Origin of the sequence: Dyadobacter sp. 22481 (genome assembly GCF_052044875.1) — a bacterium.
GTDB classification, from domain to species: domain Bacteria; phylum Bacteroidota; class Bacteroidia; order Cytophagales; family Spirosomataceae; genus Dyadobacter; species Dyadobacter endophyticus.
In genome coordinates, this window is the sequence record NZ_JBQENV010000003.1 from 49,070 (window position 1) to 64,353 (window position 15,284).

At 51.0% G+C, this 15,284-nt stretch carries 13 protein-coding genes; 8 read left to right on the top strand and 5 right to left on the bottom strand.

The features are described 5' to 3' along the window. Nucleotides 1-6 precede the first annotated feature (6 nt). The 4 genes from ACTJJJ_RS19180 (at nt 7) to ACTJJJ_RS19195 (ending at nt 2,339) form a co-directional block, all read left to right on the top strand. Entirely contained in the window at nt 7-333 is a 327-nt protein-coding gene (locus ACTJJJ_RS19180; RefSeq protein WP_188938237.1) for a hypothetical protein, read from the top strand. A 91-nt stretch (nt 334-424) separates the two neighbouring features. Continuing rightward, nucleotides 425-664, top strand: coding sequence for a hypothetical protein (locus ACTJJJ_RS19185; RefSeq protein ID WP_426295385.1), 240 nt, complete (start codon nt 425-427; stop codon nt 662-664). After that, nucleotides 664-1,095, top strand: coding sequence for a type II toxin-antitoxin system VapC family toxin (locus ACTJJJ_RS19190; RefSeq protein WP_426295386.1), 432 nt, complete (start codon nt 664-666; stop codon nt 1,093-1,095). Before ACTJJJ_RS19185 ends, ACTJJJ_RS19190 begins: the two co-directional genes overlap by 1 nt. A 20-nt stretch (nt 1,096-1,115) precedes the next feature. Further along, entirely contained in the window at nt 1,116-2,339 is a 1,224-nt protein-coding gene (locus ACTJJJ_RS19195; protein ID WP_440702682.1) for an AGE family epimerase/isomerase, read from the top strand. Here the strand turns inward: ACTJJJ_RS19195 and ACTJJJ_RS19200 are convergent, their stop codons facing one another. Genes ACTJJJ_RS19200 through ACTJJJ_RS19210 form a run of 3 tightly spaced genes read right to left on the bottom strand, consistent with a single transcriptional unit; the run spans nt 2,340 to nt 8,370 of the window. Continuing rightward, nucleotides 2,340-4,514, bottom strand: coding sequence for a c-type cytochrome domain-containing protein (locus tag ACTJJJ_RS19200; protein WP_440702683.1), 2,175 nt, complete (start codon nt 4,512-4,514; stop codon nt 2,340-2,342). A 47-nt stretch (nt 4,515-4,561) separates the two neighbouring features. Further along, nucleotides 4,562-6,016, bottom strand: a complete 1,455-nt coding sequence (locus tag ACTJJJ_RS19205; RefSeq protein ID WP_188938235.1) for a DUF1501 domain-containing protein — start codon at nt 6,014-6,016, stop codon at nt 4,562-4,564. Nucleotides 6,017-6,048: 32 nt separating this feature from the next. After that, a complete protein-coding gene (locus ACTJJJ_RS19210; RefSeq protein ID WP_188938234.1) occupies nt 6,049-8,370 on the bottom strand; it encodes a PSD1 and planctomycete cytochrome C domain-containing protein in 2,322 nt (773 codons plus the stop codon). A 142-nt stretch (nt 8,371-8,512) separates the two neighbouring features. On the opposite strand from ACTJJJ_RS19210, the gene ACTJJJ_RS19215 reads away from it, so the two are divergent. After that, nucleotides 8,513-9,160: a hypothetical protein gene (locus ACTJJJ_RS19215; protein WP_440702684.1), complete on the top strand. Its 648-nt coding sequence runs from the start codon at nt 8,513-8,515 to the stop codon at nt 9,158-9,160. A 51-nt stretch (nt 9,161-9,211) separates the two neighbouring features. On the opposite strand, the gene ACTJJJ_RS19220 is transcribed toward ACTJJJ_RS19215, so the two are convergent. Beyond that, complete coding sequence (locus ACTJJJ_RS19220; protein WP_440702685.1) at nt 9,212-10,990, bottom strand: DUF885 domain-containing protein; 1,779 nt, start codon at nt 10,988-10,990, stop codon at nt 9,212-9,214. A gap of 168 nt (nt 10,991-11,158) precedes the next feature. On the opposite strand from ACTJJJ_RS19220, the gene rbsK reads away from it, so the two are divergent. Both rbsK and ACTJJJ_RS19230 read left to right on the top strand, forming a co-directional pair. After that, nucleotides 11,159-12,061 carry a ribokinase gene (gene rbsK, locus ACTJJJ_RS19225; RefSeq protein WP_440702686.1) on the top strand — a complete coding sequence of 301 codons (903 nt, stop codon included), beginning with the start codon at nt 11,159-11,161 and terminating at the stop codon, nt 12,059-12,061. A gap of 4 nt (nt 12,062-12,065) precedes the next feature. After that, nucleotides 12,066-13,007, top strand: coding sequence for a nucleoside hydrolase (locus tag ACTJJJ_RS19230; RefSeq protein WP_440702687.1), 942 nt, complete (start codon nt 12,066-12,068; stop codon nt 13,005-13,007). On the opposite strand, the gene ACTJJJ_RS19235 is transcribed toward ACTJJJ_RS19230, so the two are convergent. Next, nucleotides 13,004-14,236 carry a multidrug effflux MFS transporter gene (locus ACTJJJ_RS19235; RefSeq protein WP_426295394.1) on the bottom strand — a complete coding sequence of 411 codons (1,233 nt, stop codon included), beginning with the start codon at nt 14,234-14,236 and terminating at the stop codon, nt 13,004-13,006. The two genes, ACTJJJ_RS19230 and ACTJJJ_RS19235, sit on opposite strands and share 4 nt — an antisense overlap. A gap of 184 nt (nt 14,237-14,420) precedes the next feature. Between ACTJJJ_RS19235 and ACTJJJ_RS19240 the strand changes: the two genes are divergently transcribed. Next, a complete protein-coding gene (locus ACTJJJ_RS19240) occupies nt 14,421-15,269 on the top strand; it encodes a dienelactone hydrolase family protein (RefSeq protein WP_440702688.1) in 849 nt (282 codons plus the stop codon). Nucleotides 15,270-15,284 lie beyond the last annotated feature (15 nt).

The following is a 15,284-nucleotide window of genomic DNA, read 5'->3' on the forward strand; positions in this document are numbered from 1 at the left end:
ACAACTATGGGCCCAAACGATCAAGACGATGAACTATATGATGAAGACCTTCCCGGCAATTATCCCGCGGAAGAAGACATTTTCCGCCAGGGCCTGATCGATCCGGATATCGACCCCGAAGATACTTCCCGCATCAAGCGCGAACTGGAAATAGATTCGGATGACTGGAATGAAAAGTCGTTTGAAGACGACCTGACCGGCGAAGATCTCGACGTCCCGGGCTCGGAATACGACGACGACGATGAGGCGATCGGTCGTGAAGATGAAGAAAACAATTATTACAGCCTCGGCGGCGACAACCACGAGAGCCAGGAAGAAAACCAGGGCGATTGACGTGCCGTTAAATCCTAAGCAAAAAGCCTGATGCATTGTGCATTAGGCTTTTTTATGGTAACTTTACCTTTAACATACACCATATACCGCTATGCTTGAAATTAAAGGAACTTATCAAAATGGGAGAATCCGTCTGGATTCAAATCCCGGCATCGACCTCCCATTAAAAGTAGTCGTTACATTTCCTGAAATTGATGTTGCACCTCCGGCTGAAACCAGTCAGAAAGTGCTTCAATGGAGCGACTTCTCTTTCGACAGGAGTCGGCAACTATTGAAAAACCTTAAAAGCTCGCTCTCCGAAGCGGTAGTTTCCGAAAGACTAAGTTCATAGTGCGTCTTTTTCTGGATACTTCTTCACTGATAAAACTTTATCATGAAGAAAAGGATAGCGAGTCCTTCAAAAACATCTTTATCCAAAACTCCATTTCCTCGATTTTCCTTTCCGAACTGACCCGGGTCGAGTTCTTGTCGGCCCTTTGGAAAAAGCGAAGACAAGGCGAACTGTCCGTAGAAATCATCGAACAAATGGCTGTTTTGTTTGAAGAAGATGCAGCGCAGTTCACGTTCATTCCTTTGAACGATCATATTATGGATAGTGCCTGCGGCTTACTGAATAAATATGGACAAAATGGCCTCCGGTCATTAGATAGCATTCAACTTGCAACAGCCATTGCATTGCGGGATAAGGCTGATCTTTTTGTAACATCCGACAAACTGCTCGGATCATTACTCGAAAAAGAGCAGTTACCGACAGAACCTTAGCAAGAAATCTCACAGCAAGTATGAAGTTACGCCCGGTTGCTTTTTTTACAAAAAAGACCAGAACCATGGCCGCATTCACGCCCGAAGCATTTAAGAAAGAGTTTATAGCTATCCTTGATTATTGGGGAAAATATGGGCCTGATCCTGAAAAGGGTGGATTTTACGGGCGGGTAAGCTATGAAAATCAGCCGGTGAAAGACTCGCCCCGCTCGGTTGTACTCACTGGGCGGCTTTTATGGACGTTCTCGCTCGCACACCGGTTGTTGAAGGAGGCGAAATACCTGACGCTGGCGGACCGCGCGTATCAGCAGCTGGTTAAAAACTTCATCGATTCCGAACATGGCGGCGTGTATTGGTCCGTGAATGCGGATGGCTCGCCATTGGAAACAAAAAAGCAGATCTACGGTAATGCATTCGCGATGTACGGACTGGCGGAATATTATCGTGTGACGCATTTTAAACCTGCGTTAGAAAAGGCGCAGTCGCTTTTTGAGGTGATTGAAAAACATGCTTTCGACCCCGTCAACGGCGGTTACCGCGAGGCATTTGCCCGAGACTGGTCACCTACGGATGATTACATTCTCAGCAAAAGCCCGTGGAACAAAAGCATGAACACGCACTTGCATTTGGTGGAAGCCTATACGAACCTGTACAGCGTGTGGCCGGATGCAAAGCTCAAAAAACAGACTGCCGGAATGCTCGATGCCATCATCACGCACATCGTCAACCCGAAAACCGAAACCATGCAGCTGTTTTTCGATGAAAAATGGAAAGCGAAAGACCATATCGTTTCGTTCGGGCATGACATAGAAGCATCCTGGCTGCTCTTCGAAACGGCGGAAATATTGCACGACGAGAAGCTGATCGCCCGTATGAAAAAGAAGTCTATTGCGATGGCGATCGCGGCTTCCAAAGGCCTCGGGCCGGATGGTGCATTAAACTATGAATACGACCCCGAAACAAAACATACCCAAACAGACCGCAGCTGGTGGGTTGCTGCCGAGCAGCTCGTGGGTTTTTATAATGCCTACCAGCTCACGAAAGATGCTCAGTTTAAAACAAAAGCCGAAAAAAGCTGGGATTACATCGTCAACGAGTTCGTCGACCACGAAAGGGGCGAATGGTTTGGCACCGTGAAAGAGGATGGTACGCCCGTGAAAGGCGACAAAATCAACTTTTGGAAATGCCCCTACCACAATGCGCGCGCCTGCGCGGAAATGTGGCGCAGGCTCGGCAAAGCGTAATTAATTCAGGAACATTTCATCCACGAGCAGCAAGGCACGTTTGTCTTTGTTACGGTGCCACACGGGTATTTTGCTGAGTGGTTTGGCTATGATTTTAATGTAAGAAACCTGCTGCGGTTTGAACGACCCCGCCACACTCTGTAATGATGGCCTCTCCCCTTTCACAGGCATCGGTGCCTTGAACTTCGTGAGCACCTTCATATTGTCGCGCGTGGTACCACCCCATATTTCGACCAGCTCGGGAGGAAAAATGCCGGTATCTTCTTCCACCATGTAGCGCACGCCCAGCGACGACAGCGTCACCGGCTTCTTAAATTCCGAGACGAAAGCCATGTCGTTGTCCCTAACCCCCGCCCAGTTGTTGGCCCAGGCGGGATTGTTGGCTCCGATAACCCCCAGTTTATGATCAAAGAATGTCTTCACGCCTTCGGCCTGGTGCACGCGGTTCAGTGGAGCGAGCAATGTGCCGCTGTCGGGTTGGTAGGCACTTTTGTAGTAATCGAAAACGATCATGTCGCTGCCATACCAGCCATTTTTGTAGGCTTTGGCGCGGATGGTGGTATTGCTATGGATTACCGTTTTGTGATCGAGCAATGGCGACCTGATACTGTCGGGCTCGGAGCCGTCCATGCTGAAACGCACATCCACCCCTTTGATCGGATGCTGAATATCGACAACCAATGTCTGCGCAAAAATCGGCGACGCATTCCGCATTTGCGGAGGATTGAGTTTGAGTGGGTTTTTGCCATCGTCTTTGAAACCTCCGATGATAGTCATGCCCTTGTTCGCCTGTTGCAATTGCAGCACATCTGCGGCAGATAGCTTCGTATCCCAAACGGCCACGGTCTTGACACTCTTCAATTGAGGTAACAGCCCTTTCAAATCGTTCAGATTCAGTTTTGTACCGGACAATGTGAGGTTTTGCAGATATTTCAAACCTGCCAATTCTTTTAAACCCGCCGCGCTGACGTCCGTAAAGTTGAGATCGAGCTTGCGGAGGTTTTCAAACTTCGCAATGCTTTTCACATCGGCGTCTTTGACAGGCATTTTGTTTAAATTCAATGAAATAACCTGTTTACGGATATCTGCCAGTTCGTCCAATTGCTTCACATGATAGGCCGAAGCATTGTAAATATTCACTGCCAGCGCCGGCGATTCACGCGCCAGGGGCAGGATCGTGCGGTAGTCGGTATTCAGAGATTTGACTTTGTCTTCGTCGGCAGCAGGAAAATCGTATGCTTCTTGCTGGCTGTGCGGTTGAAGGAATGCCGCAGCCATCACCCGCAGCGAGTCGGATACGGGCAAATCGGTCAGTTTTTTATTAAAATCCGCTTTTTGCTTCACCCATAATGTAAGTAAGGAGATCTCCTGCAAGGTAAGCTGCGTTTTTCCCGACGGCGGCATGTGCTTTTTTTCTTCCATCGGCAAATGCACCCTTTGCAGAAGCAGGCTCATTTGGGGGTTACCTGGAACGATCAGCTTGCCTGATTTCCCCCCTTTCATGATCGACTTTGGGTCTGTCAGGATGAGCTCGCCTTTCAGTTTGTCGGGATTATGACAGCTTGTACATTTTTGTTCAAGAATGGGCCGGATCACATGGGCATACACCATGGCCTGATCCAAAGGAACTTCCGCGACTTCTCTTTTACTGGAAATTGGCTCCCAAATGAAATTGCTGCCATGTGTAAGCGCGGCGCCGAAATGCCCGGTCAGTACCAGCGCCACCACCGTCAGCAGGGCGCCGGCCTTAGCCGTAACTGACTTGTACCATCCGGCATTCCTCACCCAGTAGATAATGGATGCAAAAAAGAAGATGCCCGCGCCCGTCCATTTGTGGTAATTCAGCGTAGCGCCCTCGTAGCCTTCCTCGCGGGATAGAAACAGGCCCATTATCACCGTCACAGCCGCAAAGAGCGTTCCTATGAGCAACAGGCCCTGTAAAAAGTTACGGTAAAATGCATTTTCAGCGTATTCCGGTTTGAAACGGAAGAATTCCAGCAGCATCGCCAGCAGCAGAATCACGATCGGGAAGTGCAGGATAAGCGGGTGCATCCGGCCGATAGTTTGCAGCCACGCCGGAATGACGAGTTTGCTTTCGAAGAGCAGTAAAAACAGTATGAAAATATTGGAAGCAACTAATAACTGTTCCGCGAAAACCCTGAGTCTCAAATGCATTTAAAATTCCACCAAAAAATTGATCAATGATAACAACTCTCAAAAAATCAGCTGATAATGTCCCGTACCACCTTGCCCGAAACGTCGGTGAGCCGGTAACGGCGGCCGAGGTGCTTGAATATAAGCTTCTCGTGGTTCAACCCGAGTTGATGCAGTATCGTAGCCTGAAAATCGTGCACATGCACCGGGTCTTTGGCAATGTTGTAGCCAAGTTCGTCGGTTTCGCCATACACCATTCCGGGTTTGATGCCGCCGCCGGCCATCCATACCGTGAAGCAACGCGGATGGTGGTCGCGTCCATAGTTTTCGGGGGTAAGCTTGCCCTGCGTGTAGCTGGTGCGCCCAAACTCTCCGCCCCAGATCACGAGCGTTTCATCCAGTAATCCTCTCTGTTTCAAATCGGTTACCAATGCCGCAGAAGCCTGATCGACGTCCATTGCCTGTTTGGTTATTTCAAATGGCAGATTACCGTGCTGGTCCCAGCCCTGGTGATAAAGCTGTACAAACCGCACGCCGTTTTCGGATAGCTTGCGCGCAAGCAGGCAGTTGGCCGCGTACGTACCCGGAACGAGGCATTCGGGGCCGTACAGTTTGATAATATCATCCGATTCTTTGGACAAATCCATCACCTCCGGCACCGCTGTTTGCATACGGTAGGCCATTTCATACTGCTTGATCTTGGCGGCAATCTCCGGATCGCCGAATTCCTGGTACGACAGATCATTCAGTTCGGAAAGCTTGTCGAGCATATCGCGACGCTCTTTCCGGTCCATTCCGTCGGGGTCGCGCAGGTAAAGCACCGGATCTTCGCCTTTGCTGAACTGCACGCCCTGATGCACAGAGTCGAGGAAGCCGTTAGACCACAATTTGGAATACACTCCCTGTCCGTTACCCACACCGCGTGACAGCAAAACCGTAAAATTCGGCAGGTTTTTATTCTCATTACCAAGCCCGTAGCTCAGCCAGGAGCCCATACTCGGCCGGTTACCCTGTTGCGAGCCGGTTTGAAGGAATGTCAAAGCGGGATCGTGGTTGATCGCCTCGGTATACATCGAGCGGACAAAACACAGGTCATCCACGATTTTGGAAGTATAGGGCATGAGGTTACTCACCCACGCCCGCGACTGGCCATATTGTTTGAAATCTACGAACGACCCCACGAGCGGAAACGATGCCTGATTGGCCGTCATGCCTGTAAGCCGCTGTGTTCCCCGCACGGAAGGCGGGATTTCCTGCCCGAACATTTCGCGAAGCTTCGGTTTGTAATCAAAAAGCTCCTGCTGCGAAGGTGCACCGTTTTGAAATAAATAAATCACCCGCTTCGCCTTGGGCGCAAAATGCGGGATACCCGGTGCAAGGCCTTCCTCTTCCAATCCTCCCCCTTTCAACAGGTCGGGCATGAGCAGCGAGCCCAGCGCGACGCTTCCGATCCCCAGGCTCATGGTAGACAGAAAACGCCTTCTGTTGAAACTAAATCCGTGTTCAATGATTTCCTTTTCCATTGTCGTCCGTCGCCGTTAATGCCGGCTTTGGTTTATGATTTTGTGATGGTTTCTTCCAGATTGTAGATCGTCGAAATGACGCGCATAAGCGATGCCAGCGCCTTTTTGTCGATGTTTTTGGTGAGCGGATACTCGCCTACCGAGACCATCTTTTCAGCCTTTTGGAGTTGAATTTCCTTCAATTCCTTCTCATAATAGCCGGTCAGGACTTCCAGTTCTTTCTGGCTCGGCGTGCGGCAAACGATCTGCCTGAATGCCTTCGTGATCTTCTCACCGGTGCTGGTTTTTTCCTGCAATAGCTTGGCAGCCAGCACCCGCGACGCTTCCAGCACCGTAGGGTCGTTCATCATTACCAGCGCCTGCAAGGGGGTATTGGTTTTCAGGCGCCTCACCTCGCACAAATCGCGGTTGCTGGCGTCGAAAATGGCCATGGTAGGCGGCGGAACGGTGCGTTTAATGAGTGTGTACATGCCGCGGCGGTAAAGGCTCGCCCCATGGTCCTGGTTATAGACCGACAGCAGTCCACGCCCAGAAGTAGCGCCTTCCCACAAGCCCGAAGGCTGGTAGGGCTTCACACTCGGCCCTCCGATGGAGCGGTTGAGCAGCCCGCTGCTCGCGAGTACGAGGTCTTTCACAAACTCCGCGTGGATACGGTAGCGCGCCCCGCGCGCTAGGTACACATTATCGGGGTCGTGCGCGAGGGCTTCTTTCGTTACCACTGCCGATTGGCGGTAAGTAGCCGACATCACCATTTTTTTGACAAACCGTTTAACATCCCAATTATGCTCCATGAAATCCACTGCCAGCCAGTCGAGCAATGCGGGATGGGTCGGCAGCTCGCCTTGCATTCCGAAATCGCCAGAGGTTTTCACAATGCCTTTGCCGAAGAACTCTTGCCACAAAATGTTGACATACACCCGTGCCGTCAGCGGATTGCGTTTGTCGAACAGCCATTGCGAGAGCCCCAGCCTGTTTTTAGGGTATTTCTTATCGAATGGCAAAATGGCCGTCGGTGTACCGGCCTGCACTTCTTCACCGGGTGCGTCATAGGCACCGCGTTTGAGTACGTGGGTTTTCCGCAGTGTGTCCAGATCCCCCATCACCGACACGATCAGCCGGTTGGTATCAGGCTTGTTAATGAACGTCAGGATATTCTTGACTTCGTCGTTGCTGATCTCCATCAACGGTTTCTTGGCATAAGTCTCCGGCCCGCCAATCACTGATTCGATGCCCACTTCGTTCACATTGTTGAAGAATGCAAACATCTGGTAGTATTCCTTTTGAGAGAACGGATCATACTTATGGTCGTGGCAATGTGCGCATTCGAGCGTAACACCCAGCAAACCCTTACCAAAGAGGTCGTTGCGGTCTGTAACGTACATAATGCGGTATTCTTCCGGTATGACCCCACCTTCTTCGGTAATCTTGTGGTTCCGGTTAAAGCCCGTCGCCAGGAGCTGCTCCTTCGTGGAGTTTGGGAGCAGGTCGCCGGCGAGTTGCCACGTTACAAAATCATTATAATGCATGTTTTTGTTAAAGGCGTGGATCACCCAGTCGCGCCAGGGCCATTGCGTACGGTAGCCGTCGTCCTGGTAGCCGTGCGAGTCGGCGTAGCGGGCGAGGTCAAGCCAGTGGATCGCCATTTTTTCCCCGTAAGTAGGGTTAGCGAGCAGCTTGTCGACCACTTTCTCGTAGGCATTCGGGCTGTTGTCGGCCAGGAACTCGTCCATCAGTTGCAGGCTCGGCGGCAATCCGTTCAGATCGAGGCTCAGGCGTTTCAGCAATCGTTCCTTGTCGGCCTCTGCACTAGGTTCGAGGCCTTTTTGCTCCTGCTTTTCGAGAATGAAATAGTCTATTTCGTTTTTGGCCCAATCCTTATGATCAACCTCAGGCAACTTTGGCTTTTTGGGCGCCACAAATGCCCAATGCTTTTCATATTTCGCCCCTTGTTTGATCCACTTACCGATCAGGTCAATTTCCCGTTGAGATAGTTTGAGATTGGACGCGGGCGGCGGCATCCGGAGGGTCGTATCCTCGGTGGTAATGCGCAGGTAAACCGCCGAATGGTCGGGTTTGCCTGCCACAAGGGCATGCGCTTTGGGATTGTCCTTCAATGCTGCGAAAGCACTTACGGGATCGTCGAGGCGCAAGCCTGCTTCCCGTTTGTTCGCATCGGGACCGTGGCAGGCGAGGCATTTGTCGGAAAGAATGGGCCTGATATCGAAATTATAGCTCACCTGCTCCGGCAATTTCTCCCCGGCAGCGCCTCCCGGCTTGTTATCGCACGACTGGAAGCCCAAAGCGGCTACAACTGCTCCGGTCAGCAGCAAAATGTTATTCCTTAAATAGATCATCTTGGGTTCAGGTTCATCATCCACACTTTTTTGTTAGTATATATACTTAACTAAAAAAATGTACATTTATTGAAGCAATAATGCCAATTAAGAACTAGCAACTATCCTGTTCTATACTGCTCCTAAGACATATATTACCCCTATGCAGCAAAGATTTTTTTTAGCTATTCTACTGACAACTATTGTGTTGGCAAGCTTCGTACCGCCCACAATCGGCCTTTTTGAAGCAGGAAAGGACATCGGTAGCCCAAAATTGGTGGGTTATTCGGCTTACGACCCCTCCACAAAAACTTACACGATGAAAGGTGGCGGTTATAACATATGGTTTGAGCGCGACGAGTTCCAGTATTTGTTCCGTGAAATGGAAGGGGATTTTACAGTCTCCGCCGATTTTGAATTTGTCGGAAAAGGCCACGATGCGCACCGGAAAGTGGGATGGATGGTGAGGGAATCGACCGATGACAATGCCTCGCACCTAAGCGGCGTCATTCACGGCGACGGGCTCACCGTGCTGCAATGGCGGGTGAAGAAAGGAGATAAAATGCGCGATCCGGAAGACGAGATTTTCAGCAAAGAGAAGGCTATTCAAACGATCGAGGTAAGGCGCGAAGGTAATACCTACACGATGCGCGGGGCAGCAAAGGGCAAGCCCCTTCAACTGATCGGCACCCACGAAATGCCCAATTTCGGGACCAAGGTGCTGGTAGGGCTATTTGTATGTTCGCACAATCCCGACGTACTCGAAGAATCGCGGGTGACAAACGTAGTCGTTCGAAAATGGAAAAAGTGACGTTTTATTCGAAGAGCAAAATCACACTTCGCTTAGGGTGACAGTTTATCATTATTTACCTGCTTTGATCCAGGCGTTTGCTTTTTCTTCCAGCAGTTTGAGCGGCACGCAACCCGACTCGAGCACCAGCTTGTGAAATGCACGGATATCAAACTTCGTACCCATTTCCTTTTCAGCCTTCGAACGCAATTCGCGGATTTTCAGCTGGCCAATCTTGTAGGACAATGCCTGCCCGGCACCTGCCATATAACGTTCCACTTCTGCGGTGATGCTTTCCTCCGACTCCGCTTCATGATCCAGTGAATATTGAATAGCCTGGTTGCGCGTCCAGCCCTTCGAATGCAGGCCGGTGTCCACCACGAGGCGGATAGCGCGATGCATTTCAGCGCTTAGCATGCCGAAATACTGGTAAGGGTCGGTATAAAGGCCCAGCTCCTTGCCCAGTGACTCGGTGTACAATGCCCAGCCTTCGCCATAGGCACTATACCACAAATTCTTCCGGAACTCTGGCAACGCGGTATTCTCCTGTTGCAACGAAATCTGGTAATGGTGGCCCGGAATGGCCTCATGAAGGAAAAGACTTTCGTCTGAAACGATATTGTATTCGGTCGCATCCGGCACCGGCACGTAAAATATGCCTGGTCGTGAGCCGTCGGGAAGCCCCGGATTATACTCGGCAGATGCAGAAGCTTCCCTGAACGCCTCGGTGCGCCGGACTTCGAACGGCGTTTTAGGCGTCAATTCGAAAAGCTTGGTAAGGTTCGGCTTCATACGCTCATGGATTTCATTGAAATGCGCGATCACTTGTCCGGCTTTGGTGAAGGGCATCAGCTTCTTGTTGGTTCTCACTGCATTGAAAAAGGATTTCAGGTCGCCCTTATAGCCTACCTGCGCTTTCACTTTCTCCATTTCCGAAGAAATGCGGGCCACTTCTTTCAATCCGATCTCATGGATCTCATCGGAAGTCAGCTCGGTCGTTGTGAAATACTTGATATAGTAATTATACAACGCCTTGCCATTTGGAAGCGCCGCGAAACCATCGGTATTACGACCTGCGGGCTGGTACTCTTTCTCCAGGAAAGTATGCATCTTTTGGAACGTCGGAATGATTTTCGACTCCACCATCGTTGCATATTCCTTTTCAAGCCGTGCTTTGTCTTCGTCGGAAAAATCTTTGGGGAAATTTTTCACCGGCGTATAAAAAAGATGGTCTTTCACGGGACCGTGGTCCATGTCAGCGAATTGAGGGATCACCTTTTTGATGAGTGGTGCAGGTAAAACATAGCCGAGCTTGATTCCCTTGCGCATATTCACCACCGCCGTATCGCACCAAACCACGAAGCCATCTACCCTTTTTAGCCAGTTGTCGTAATCCTTCACGGTTTTGAACGGCTGCAAACTACTTCCGCTAGCCATCTGCCCGATCATCAGGTGCGTCGAGAAGATCTGATTGATCGGCATCAGTTCCACCGGATATTTCAAACCTTCCAAATTAATGCTGCATTCCCATTCAATGAGGTCCCAGCTTACCTTTTCCTCGTCCGTGAGCTTCCCGCGGTCGTATTTGGCAAGTTCGTCCTGGTACTTCCTGTAAAAGGCGGTCATCTGTGATTTTCCGGCCTGGGAGAGGTCGTCGGACATCTTGTCGTTGAAACGGTTATCCCCGTTCATCGTCGCTTCCAGCGGATAAAGCGGAAGTCTTTCTTCATAATACCGGGCAAATACTTCACTAATCGGCGGCATAGTACCTTCTGCTTTTTCTGATTTTTTCTGACAGGCCTGAATGAGCAGGAGCGTCGCGGCGAATGCGTAATAAACCAGTTTTTTCATGAATGATCGTGTTTTGAGCATGGAAAAATAAACAAAAAGTAGAGCGCCGGAAATATTCGGGTGCTTTTATTTGATTCCGCCCTATGAATACAGGTGTGGGCACATTAATTTGCGCGAACAGCACGGCGTCAGAATTCTTGCCGACAAAAAATCAATCGCGAAACAGAAATGAAGCAGAAAGTGCTGATTGTTGGTAGCTCCAACACCGACATGGTGGTCAAAACGGAATATTTCCCTAAACCTGGCGAAACAGTGCTGGGAGGCACATTTCTGATGAACCCGGGTGGTAAGGGGGCCAACCAGGCCGTGGCAGCCGCCAGGCTTGGCGCGGATGTACGCTTTGTGGCCAAAACGGGCGACGATGTTTTCGGAAAACAGGCTCGTGACGGTTTGTCAAAGGAAGGAATCGATACCCGTTTCATGTCCGAATCGCCAACCCTCGCCTCGGGCGTTGCACTTATCACGGTCAATAAACAAGGACAGAATGAAATCGTAGTAGCTTCGGGCGCCAACATGGACTTGCATCCGGCCGATATCCCCGATAGTGCATTTGAAGATGTGAAGCTAGCCCTGCTTCAACTGGAAATTCCGGCCGGAACAGTCCGGTGGACATTAGCGAAATGTGCGGAAAAACAAATCCGGACCATCCTTAACCCTGCACCCGCCATGCGGCTCGGCCCCGAATTGCTCAGCGGCCTTTACCTGATCACCCCCAACGAAATCGAAACCGAGCTCATTACCGGCATTCCGATAGATGGCGAAGAGTCGCTTCAAAAGGCGGCGGCGTACTTTTTTGAGCAGGGTGTCCAGCATGTCATTATTACCCTCGGCAGCAAGGGCATTTACCTGGCCAGCGAAAATTTCACTGGAATTATCCCCGCTCCTGTGGTGGAAGCAGTGGACTCGACAGCCGCCGGGGATGTATTTAACGGGGCATTGCTGAAAGCCCTCGATCATGGCGAAACCCTTGAAGACGCCAGCCGCTTCGCTTGTCTTGCAGCCGCAATTTCCGTTACGCGCTTGGGCGCGCAAAGCTCCGCTCCTTACCAACATGAATTAGCTTCTCATTGATACGATGGATAAAATACCGGTAATTATAGATTGTGACCCCGGCAGTGACGATGCATTGATGCTCATGCTCGCCCACGGCAGCGGCCGGTTCAATATCCGGGCCGTGACGGTATCCGCCGGTAACCAAACCCAGGCGAAAACTTTACAGAATGCATTAACGGTGCTGACCCTCATAGGCGCGACGGACATTCCCGTGTACTCAGGCGCCGAGAAACCGCTTTTTCACAAGCTTGCAGTCTCAGATTCCGTCCATGGCGATACTGGCCTTAACGGCCCTACGCTGCCCGTGCCCGCTATGCAGGCACAACCTATCAGCGCGGTAGAGGGCATTGCCTCGGTCCTTTCCGCCTCTGAAAATCCGGTTAACATCGTCCCTACCGGCCCGTTGACGAACATTGCGACCTTTCTACTGGCCTATCCGCATTTGAAAAGTAAAATCGGGCGGATTTCGCTGATGGGCGGCGGGATTTTCCGCGGCAATATGACACCCCTCGCCGAATTCAATATCTACGCCGATCCGGAGGCCGCCGCGATCGTTTTCAGGTCCGGCGTCCCGATCACAATGTGCGGGCTCGACGTCACGCACAAAGCGCTCGTGTTCGCAAAAGATATCAACCTATTAAGGGCGTTAGGCAACGAGAGCGGCAAAGCAGCCGCGGACCTGATGGATTTCTATTCCAACTTTTACCGGGAAAACCGCGTGGAACTGAATGGCGGGGCCGCATTACACGATCCATGTGCAATTGCCTGGCTGATGAATCCGGGAATTTTTACCACGAGATCCTGCTATGTGGATGTGGAAACAAAGGGCGAGCTTACCCGCGGCGCAACAGTCGTGGATTTCTACAATACGCTCCAAAAGGAGCCGAATGCCACAGTAGCTTACGATATCGACCGCGACGCATTCATGGATATGCTTTTCAACGCCATTAAGGCATTGCCTTAGAGAAGCACCGAAACCTCATCCTCCACATCGCGCCGGGCAGCACGGTGACGTACTACCACATTGCCTGCCTGAAGAATAACCAGGCCGCCGAAAGCACAGAAAGCCATCATGCCTACCATCGGCATGGCGGTGTTGTTATGCAGGAAGCTCACAATAGCGGAGATAACGGCTCCCGCACCCATACGCCAGCTACCCATGAGCGCAGAAGCGCTACCTGTATGCTTGCGGAAAGGCGCCAGCGAAAGCGCAGAGGCGTTGGGCCCGGTAAGACCCTGGCCGGTGAGAAAGACGAACATCGTCCCGATAAGCGAAAAAAGCCCGAACCAGTTGTTGTACACGCCGACAATCAGGAACAGACCGACGATGCTCTGGTAAATGAGCGTGACGCGAATGATTTGTTCACTGGTGTATTTTTTTAGCAGGAAGTGGTTCAGTTGGGTAGAACCGATCATGGCAACAGCCAGGAACGCGAAAATCCAGCCATATTGCTGTTCGGAAACTTTATAAATGTTCATAAACACATCCGAAGAGCCCGAAATGTAGGCAAATGGCGCGGCTGTTGCCAAACCGCCAGCCAGTGTGTAAATCAGGAACTGGGGCTGCGAAACCACTGTAATGTATCCACCCAATACCGCCTCGGGACGAAGCGAAACGGTAGTATCGGCGCTCCGGCCTGTCGGCAGGAAGAAATAGATAGCCAGAATAATAAGGCTGACAATGCCGGCCAGAATCACAAAAATCCAGTACCAGGCTATGGAGGCCGTCACGTAACCACCCACCGTAGGAGCGATCATCGGCGAGACGGCAATGACCAACGTAATGAGCGAAAACACTTCCGCACGCTTATCGGCCGGGAAAAGGTCGCTTACGAGCGCTTGCGACGCTACCAACCCCACGCAACCGCCCATTGCCTGGAAAAACCGCATGGCGATCAACGCATCCACAGACGACGTCATGGCACAGCCAAACGACGCGATTACATAGAGTATCAGACCCACATACAACGGTTTCTTGCGGCCAAACCGGTCGAGCAGCGGGCCGTAGAGTACCTGTCCGATACAGATACCAATCAGATAGCTGGTCAGCGAAAGTTGTACTTTGTCGATAGTGGTTTTCAGATCCGACGCGATCCGAGGAAAACCCGGCAGGTACATGTCAATGGAGAAAGGACTGACGGTCGCCAGCGATCCGAGGATCAGGATAATAAAGAAGTATTGCTTACGGCTCATGGACTTACATTCACTCAATGCAAAGTTAACGGGTATGCAAGCACATTAAGTTCCTGTATTTTAATAAGTACAATATTTTCATTAATCTGCAATAAAACGGCCTGCGCAACCGGTGTTACCGTTCACCCGTATTTTGTATATATTTAATATCACAATCCTAACTGTTCACTTCTGATCTGTACTTATGAAAGCTATTTTTTTCCTGGTAACCATCTTTCTTTTGAAGATGAGCCTGACCGCTCCGGACGCTCCTCCAACTAACATTCCGCTCTGTCACACACCTGCGAATGCGATGTCGGAACTAGCCGCAAATGCTGATTTTCAGATGCTGCACGAAACGCCGCTCCCATTCACTTATCAGGGCGCCGGCGAAACGGTCACTTTCCAGGCCGCGGATGGCAAAACGGCATCCGGTTTTCTGCTCAAATCCCCGAAAAAGTCCGACAAATGGCTCTTTGTATATCAGGAATGGTGGGGATTAAACGATTATGTGAAACAGGAAGCAGCCAAACTGCATAAAGACCTGGGCGACGTCAATGTGCTCGCATTGGATATGTATGACGGCAAAGTCGGGACCACCCGTGAAGAGGCTGGGAAGCTGGTGCAAAGCACACCCGCCGAGCGCCTGGCGGCTATTACCAAGGGCGGCATCCAGTATGCAGGCGCCAATGCCAAGATCGCCAGTATCGGCTGGTGCTTCGGCGGCATGCTTTCATTGCAGAATGCGATCGCAGGAGGCAGCCAGGTTGTTGGCTGTGTGATGTATTACGGTCGTCCTGAAAGCGACATTGAAAAACTGAAAAAGCTCAACACCGACGTCCTGGGCATATTTGGCAGCCAGGATCAGGGTATCCCTCCGGCCACTGTCGCTAAATTCGAAGAAGACATGAAAGCCGCGGGCAAGAAAGTGACCATCAAAATGTACGACGCCGTCCACGCATTCGCCAACCCCAGTAACCCGAAATACGACGCCAATGCGGCCGCGGATGCGTACAAGTTGTCGTTAGAGTATTTGAAAAAGAAGTTGGGCTAAAAACAAAGCCCGGCG

Excerpts from the sequence above, each read along its gene's own strand:
- ACTJJJ_RS19180 (WP_188938237.1), top strand. The coding sequence starts at position 7 with ATGGGCCCAAACGATCAAGACGATGAACTATATGATGAAGACCTTCCC.
- ACTJJJ_RS19185 (WP_426295385.1), top strand. The coding sequence starts at position 425 with ATGCTTGAAATTAAAGGAACTTATCAAAATGGGAGAATCCGTCTGGAT.
- ACTJJJ_RS19195 (WP_440702682.1), top strand. The coding sequence starts at position 1,116 with ATGAAGTTACGCCCGGTTGCTTTTTTTACAAAAAAGACCAGAACCATG.
- ACTJJJ_RS19200 (WP_440702683.1), bottom strand. The coding sequence starts at position 4,514 with ATGCATTTGAGACTCAGGGTTTTCGCGGAACAGTTATTAGTTGCTTCC.
- ACTJJJ_RS19205 (WP_188938235.1), bottom strand. The coding sequence starts at position 6,016 with ATGGAAAAGGAAATCATTGAACACGGATTTAGTTTCAACAGAAGGCGT.
- ACTJJJ_RS19210 (WP_188938234.1), bottom strand. The coding sequence starts at position 8,370 with ATGATCTATTTAAGGAATAACATTTTGCTGCTGACCGGAGCAGTTGTA.
- ACTJJJ_RS19215 (WP_440702684.1), top strand. The coding sequence starts at position 8,513 with ATGCAGCAAAGATTTTTTTTAGCTATTCTACTGACAACTATTGTGTTG.
- ACTJJJ_RS19220 (WP_440702685.1), bottom strand. The coding sequence starts at position 10,990 with ATGAAAAAACTGGTTTATTACGCATTCGCCGCGACGCTCCTGCTCATT.
- rbsK (WP_440702686.1), top strand. The coding sequence starts at position 11,159 with ATGAAGCAGAAAGTGCTGATTGTTGGTAGCTCCAACACCGACATGGTG.
- ACTJJJ_RS19230 (WP_440702687.1), top strand. The coding sequence starts at position 12,066 with ATGGATAAAATACCGGTAATTATAGATTGTGACCCCGGCAGTGACGAT.
- ACTJJJ_RS19235 (WP_426295394.1), bottom strand. The coding sequence starts at position 14,236 with ATGAGCCGTAAGCAATACTTCTTTATTATCCTGATCCTCGGATCGCTG.
- ACTJJJ_RS19240 (WP_440702688.1), top strand. The coding sequence starts at position 14,421 with ATGAAAGCTATTTTTTTCCTGGTAACCATCTTTCTTTTGAAGATGAGC.